At 59.1% G+C, this 6,600-nt stretch carries 3 protein-coding genes; 2 read left to right on the top strand and 1 reads right to left on the bottom strand.

Annotation, left to right across the window (positions count from 1 at the left end; all coding sequences use genetic code 11):
- Nucleotides 1–288: 288 nt before the first annotated feature.
- Together IRZ24_RS15195 and IRZ24_RS15190 are read left to right on the top strand one after the other, a co-directional pair.
- Nucleotides 289–1,296 (top strand): LacI family DNA-binding transcriptional regulator, encoded by a 1,008-nt coding sequence (locus IRZ24_RS15195; RefSeq protein WP_297165724.1) that lies wholly within the window; start codon nucleotides 289–291, stop codon nucleotides 1,294–1,296.
- 112 nt (nucleotides 1,297–1,408) lie between these two features.
- Nucleotides 1,409–2,728: a formimidoylglutamate deiminase gene (locus tag IRZ24_RS15190; protein WP_297165722.1), complete on the top strand. Its 1,320-nt coding sequence runs from the start codon at nucleotides 1,409–1,411 to the stop codon at nucleotides 2,726–2,728.
- Nucleotides 2,729–2,924: 196 nt separating this feature from the next.
- Here IRZ24_RS15190 and IRZ24_RS15185 read toward each other — a convergent pair whose 3' ends face one another.
- Nucleotides 2,925–6,296, bottom strand: a complete 3,372-nt coding sequence (locus IRZ24_RS15185; protein ID WP_297165720.1) for a S41 family peptidase — start codon at nucleotides 6,294–6,296, stop codon at nucleotides 2,925–2,927.
- Nucleotides 6,297–6,600 lie beyond the last annotated feature (304 nt).

Genomic DNA, 6,600 nt, shown 5'->3' with positions numbered 1-6,600 from the left:
CATCATGGTTGCCTCCAGGGGTAGGAGCCAGGGCACACACTTTATCTAATTTGTAAACGATTACAATAATTTTGTCAAGTGTCTCCCCCTTTTGCACAGCATGGCAAGCCCAAAAACTGGCTATTCTGGCCCTAAAATGGCAGAGATTTTTGTAAACGATTTCAAGATAGTTACCGAAACATCCTTATGGTGATATGCCGAGATACAAAATTGTGGTATAGTAAGATTCAAATCGACTGGAGTGGGTCAGCCGCAAGCCAATCACTGAGAGGCATTTGGAGAGCGTGCATGGCGAGCATCAAAGAGGTAGCCAGAGCCGCGGGGGTGTCGACCGCTACTGTCTCACGAGTACTGGCCAACAGTCCGCACGTGCGTCCGGCGCTACGCGAGCGCGTACTGAAAGCCATCAAAGAGCTAGAATATCGTCCCAATCTGATCGCCCGCAGTCTGCGGGCGCAGCAGACCACGACTATCGGCCTCATAGTCTCAGACATTCGCAACCCTTTTTTCACGGATATCAGCCGGGCTGTTGAAGACACGGCCTACGAGCAAGGGTACAGCCTGATTCTGTGCAACACAGACGAAGACCCTAAAAAAGAGAGCATCTATCTCAACGTGCTGCGCGATGCCAGCGTAGCGGGAGTGATTCTCTCGCCGACCGGGCCGACAGCGGCGGGGCTGCGTGAACTGGAGGCGGGTTTAGCGGTGGTAGTAATCGATCGTTCGATCCCCGACGCCGACGTAGACATGGTTTTGCTGGACAACGTTGATTCAGCCTATCGCCTGACCAGGCATCTGCTAGACAATGGCTACCGGCGGATTGCCGCAATCTGTGGCGAGCGCAGCACCACGGGGCGCGAGCGTTATGCAGGCTATGAGCAGGCACTGCGGGCTTATGGAGTGCAGCCGATGGCGGAGCTTGTGCGCTTCGTCCCCCCCCAGATTGAAGCTGGTTACGCGGCTGCCCTGCGCTTGCTGGAGCTGCCCGAGCCGCCAGAAGCCTTGCTGACAACCAATAGTTTGCTGGCGGCAGGGGCTTTAGAAGCGATTCGCGAGCGCGGGCTGTGTATCCCGGAGGATGTGGCTCTTGTCTCCTTTGATGCCACGACGTGGGCCTCACTGGTCCAGCCGCCCATCACGCTGATCGAGCAGCCGACCTATGAAATTGGGAAGACGGCTACTGAGCTACTGCTACAGCGGGTTGCTGAGCCAGAGCGCCCGACCCGGCGTGTTATCCTCAAAGGGCGCCTGATAGTTCGTGGTTCCAGCAGGCCACGGGCGCGCTGTAGTAGCTAAGCGCGCCGGCTGCAGTAGGCCGCTGGGTGGTTCAGGGGCAGATGCAGGCGTCAATGGTGCGTCGTTCAGTTAAGTAAGGAAGTGAGAAAGAACCAGCGAGGAGAGGGGGGCTATGCGTTATCTGTGGCCCGATTATGTCTACACGCCCCACGGCTGGCAGCGTGATATCCTGGTGGCTATTGATGAGCATGGTTGCATTGCAGAGCTGCTGTCGCGGGCCGAGGTGGAGGCTAGGGGCCTGCAAGCAGAGGCTGAGGCCGCGCGAGGATCGCTCAGTGGCAAAGCTCTACTGCCGGGCTTTGTCAACGCTCACAGCCATGTCTTCCAGCGTGCGCTCCGTGGTCAGGCTCAGCGGCCTATAGGCGGGCATGATACTTTTTGGAGCTGGCGGCAGGCAATGTACGCTGAGGCCCGGCGTCTTGATCCAGAACGTCTTTATCAGCTCGCCTGTGCTACCTATCGTGAAATGCTAGCCGCTGGCTATACTACGGTCGGTGAGTTCCACTATGTACATCATCAGCCTGATGGCCGGCCCTATGCTGCCCCCAATCTCATGGCGGAGGCTCTACTGCAGGCGGCTCGCACTGTCGGCATTCGCCTGGTGATCCTGCTGGCGGCCTACGCGCGCAATGACTTTGGCCAGCCAGCCTTAGAGGAACAGCGCCGCTTTTGCGATCCCTCAGTCGCTGCCTATCTCGAGCGCGTTGAGGCCCTGCGCGGGCTGGGGGTTCCCCTGGGGCTGGCACCCCACTCAGTGCGGGCCGTGCCCGAGGACTGGCTGCGTGCCATCGCCGCCTACAGCCGACAGCATCAGCTACCCTTGCATATTCACGCCAATGAACAACCGGCGGAGATCGCAAGCTGCCTGGCGGCTTGCGGCTGCCGTCCACTGGTGTTGCTGGCGCGCTGCGAGGTGCTAGGGCCGCAGACAACAGTCGTGCATGCCACTCACGCCGATCGCACAGAGTTAGACCTTTTGGCCAGCTCCGGCGCAAGGGTCTGCCTCTGTCCCACGACCGAAGGTGACCTCGGCGATGGCATCCCGCCCTATCGTGAGCTGCTGGCTCGACGGATTCCCCTCGCCATCGGCTCTGACAGCAATACGCGTCTTGATCCCTTTGAAGAACTGCGGTGGGCTGAGTACACAGCGCGCCTGCGCTATGGCGAGCGGCGGATACTTGTGACAGGTCCGGAGGCCTCGCCAGGGGCCTATCTACTGACCTGCGGCTGCGAGCATGGGGCGGCAGCCCTGGGGATCGAGAGTGGACGCCTTGAACCTGGGCGACTGGCCGACCTGGTCGCTGTTGATCTGGAGCATCCCATGCTCCAAGGCTGGACCATTGAAAGCCTGCTTGATTGTCTCTTCTTCGGCGCCACCGCTGAGGTCATTAGTGCCGTCTGGGTGTCGGGCCAGCAGGTCTATGCTCGCTAAGCGGCCTTCCCACTGGGAGAGAGGAGCTGGCGGCATGGCGCTCACCTGGGGTGAGGTCAGATCAGAGTCTGACTGGCGCACAGCCGCAGCGCAGGAGAAGCTCCCGCCTGCTCTCGCGCTGCGGAGAAGCGAGGAGGGAGCAGCTAACCCCTACGCTGCGCTGCCTGCTACTGCCGTTCTTCTACGGCCTCTTGCCTCATTCAGCAGCCGCTGCCCTACCACTATCGCTGGTAGGCTGGTCAGGAGCGCCGCCGGGGTCTGGTTTTGCTCCTGGCGAAGCGGCCAACAAGCGTGGACGAGAGCGACGTGGGCGTTCGCCTGGTTTTGGCTCCAACGCAGGGTAGCTCTCCAGTAGACGCAGCGCCTCAGCAACAGCGCGCTCTAGCTGCGGATCACGCTGCTGGGCATAGTCTTGAGGAGCAATATCCACCTCAATATCGGGATCGGTGCCATAATTCTCGACATTCCAACCGACATCTTTGAACCAGAAAGCAAACTCTGGCTGCGTCGTGCGCGTGCCATCGACCAGACGATGGCGGGGACTAATACCGATCACACCGCCCCAGGTTCGCTTTCCGATCAAGGGTCCCAGGCCCATCAGCTTAAAGCAATGGCTAAAGATATCGCCATCGGAGCCGGCCTGCTCGTTGGTCAAAGCGACCATTGGTCCACGGGGCGACTCCGGCGGATAAGGCACAGGCTGGCCCCAGCGCGGAAAATCGTAGCCGAGGCGACGGCGCGCTAGCTTCTCTAGCAACAGCGGCGAGACATGGCCACCACCATTCCAGCGCACATCGATCAGCAGTGCCGGGCGGTCATACTCGCTCAGATAGCTGCGATGAAACTCGGCATAGCCCTCAGCATGCATATCGGGGATGTGAATATAGCCGACCTTGCCCTCAGAAAGCTGATGCACCAGCCGTCGGTTGTGCTCAACCCAGTCGCGATAGCGAGCCTGGCGCTCACTGGCCAGGGCCTTCACCGTGATTGTACGCAACTCGCCGGTGGTCGCGCTCTCGATCAAAAGTTGCACCTCATTATTAGCCTGATTGACGAGCAGCTCCTCGGGACTGCGCTGGGGACCGACACGCTGGCCATTGATCGCCAGCACAGCATCACCCTCGGCTACATTCAGACCGGGGGCTGTCAGCGGAGAAGTCGCGCGGCTATCGGAGGGATCGCCGCGCACGATACGGGCAATGCGATAACGCTCATGTTCGGCGTCATAGAGCCAATCGACCCCCAGGAAGCCCTGACGATACTGAGGACCGTGACGATACTCACCGCCCATCTCATAGGCATGAGAAGTTCCCAGCTCGCCCTGCAGCTCCCAGAGCAAATCGGACAGCTCCGAGCGCGACGCCACACGCTCCAGCAGCGGCGCATACTGGTCATGGACTGCCTCCCAATCGATACCCGACATATCCTCATCCCAGAACTGCTCACGCTGCAAACGCCAGGCCTCGTCAAACATCTGGCGCCACTCAGCCGCCGGCTGCACCGACACTTTCACTCGGCTCAGGTCCAGCCAACCCGTCTCACGACTTGCGCGCTCGCCATTCTCCCCCTTGGGGGCCTTCTCGCCGGCCTTAATCACGCGCAAGCGATGACCACAGCGATAGATCAACATGCGCCCATCACGGGCCAGCTCAAAATCATCAACCCCGTCCACCAGCCACTCATACTTATGATTCTCCAAATCGTAGCACTCGATGTGACCGCGCACCGGCGGGGCCTGGCTATCGATTTGGCTAGGTAAGGCGCCCTCAACGGGGAAGCACAAAAACAGGGCCTTGCCTTTGATCCCTCGCACCTTGCGATAGCGTCCTTCCGGGACAGGAAACGGCAGCACACGCTCCGTGATGCCCTCGAGATCGATGACGATCGGCGCAGGCCGGCGCTGGCTCTCCTCACCGCTCTCTTCCTCTCCTTCCTCCTTGCGCTCCCCCTTCGGAGGAGCCTCGGCTCCAGCGGCACTGAGTCGCTTCTCTTCCTTCTCGCGTCCATTGGATTGTGGAACCCGTGGCTCAGGGAAGAACGGCGAACGCTGATCACGGCGTAGCATAACAGCATAAGGCTTCACGCCGCGTGGAAAATTTAAATCGAACTGGAGCGCATCATAGACGGGGTTAAAGATACGGTATCCCAGGAAATAAAGAAACTTGCCCTCGGGATCAAACGAGGGGGCCAGGTCGCGCAGAACCGGACGGGTGGCAAAGGCCAGCTCGCCGCTCTCCAGATTACAAAGCTTGATAGCCGTCTGCTGGGCACTGGAAGGAAAGCTGTAAGCCAACCAGCGCCCATCGGGTGACCAGGCCACATGTTCGATCTGACCAAAGGCACTGCGGTCTAGGAGACGTGCGCGACCTTCCTCCAAATCGACCACCAGCAGCTCATTGCGATGGTTGGTGATCGCCACTGTATCAGCCACGGGCGAGACCTCCAGGCTCAATGCTCGTCCAAACTCAATGTCGGGGTAGAGACGAGGCTCAGCGGTGCTCTCCGGCTCAAAGACAGCCAGAGTCTCGCGTCCGATGGCATCGCAGACCGCTACCAGGCGGCGCCCGTCATTGAGCCATTCCAGAAAGCGGTAGCGTACACCATCAGGCTCCCCATACTGAATGACTGGTCCTTCCCAGTTGCCAAAAGAGAACGCTTTCCCTCGTGTTGTCAAGGCCACCATATGCCCTTGAGGATGCAGCGCGTAGGTATCAAGGTAGTGAGCTGCCGAGACAAACTTGCGGTTGCGCTGAGTGCGCTGGCTGGGGAGCAGAACCTCCAGACGACGCGTCTGGTTGCTGACAGGGTCAAACAGATAGAGATCGGCACCGGCATGATAGACCAGGCGCTCGCCATCGCTGGAGAGATTACGCGCATAAAAATCCTCATGGTCAGTGTGACGGCGTAAGTCCTCTCCCTCTGGGGTGCATGAGTAGACATTTCCAATGCCTTCGTGATCGGAGAGAAAATAAATGCGCGCACCAACCCAACAGGGGGAGCTGATATTGCCATCGATACGTAGCAGGCGCTCGAAATGGCCACTACCATCACGGTCGCACCATAAGTGGCCGACGGTACCGCCACGGTAGCGCTTCCAGTAGGCTGCTTCGCGCACATTACGCCCGAGCACGATACCGCCGTTAGGGCCAAACGAGATCTCGTTAGCGGCCCCGTAAGGAAGCTGGCGCGGAAGGCCGCCAGCGGGATTGACGGCGTAGATCACTTCGTAGTGCGGACTCATCTGGCCAGCGCTGCTTGCATAGAGAATGGCGTCGCCTGTTGGCGTCCATCCCAGGACCTTGCAGGAGGAAGCTTGATAGGTCAGACGGCGTGCAGGACCACCAGCGGCGGGCATCAGAAAGACCTCACTCGGCCCTTCCTCATGCCCAACAAAGGCGAGTTGGGAACCATCAGGAGAAAAATGAGGGTGGCTGATGGCGCCTGTCCCCGCTGTCAGACGCTCAGCGCGTCCTCCCTCGCTTGAGACGAGCCATAAATCATCTTCCGCGACAAAGACAATCTGATCTCTGTAGATCGTAGGAAAGCGCACATATCCCTGGGAAGACATAATATCTCCTTTAATAGGGTAAGAAAGTCAAGAGCTGCTAAGCCCCCTGCGTGACAGGAAAATAGCATTTAGCGCCTTGGCCATATTATATGAGATGAACTATGCTGCTGTGTAGTAGTAGAGAAACTCTAGTGACGCTGCTAGGAGCATTCTAGCATAGATTGTTTCAATTGTCGAGTTTTAGCTGAGAGACAAAGCAAGCGACCAAATTTGAAGGCACCAGATGCTTCCGAGCTAGCTAGGGGGCAAGGGTGAGCTTGGGGCGGGGAGCGCTGGCGTGTGAGAAAGCGGTCGTGGTCTGAGC

The sequence above is a fragment of the Thermogemmatispora sp. genome (genome assembly GCF_019683755.1).
Lineage (GTDB): Bacteria > Chloroflexota > Ktedonobacteria > Ktedonobacterales > Ktedonobacteraceae > Thermogemmatispora.
This window is presented reverse-complemented; position numbering and strand designations above follow the sequence as displayed.

What these genes read in the sequence shown, in the direction of transcription:
- IRZ24_RS15195 (WP_297165724.1), top strand. Translation starts at nt 289, where the DNA reads ATGGCGAGCATCAAAGAGGTAGCCAGAGCCGCGGGGGTGTCGACCGCT.
- IRZ24_RS15190 (WP_297165722.1), top strand. Translation starts at nt 1,409, where the DNA reads ATGCGTTATCTGTGGCCCGATTATGTCTACACGCCCCACGGCTGGCAG.
- IRZ24_RS15185 (WP_297165720.1), bottom strand. Translation starts at nt 6,296, where the DNA reads ATGTCTTCCCAGGGATATGTGCGCTTTCCTACGATCTACAGAGATCAG.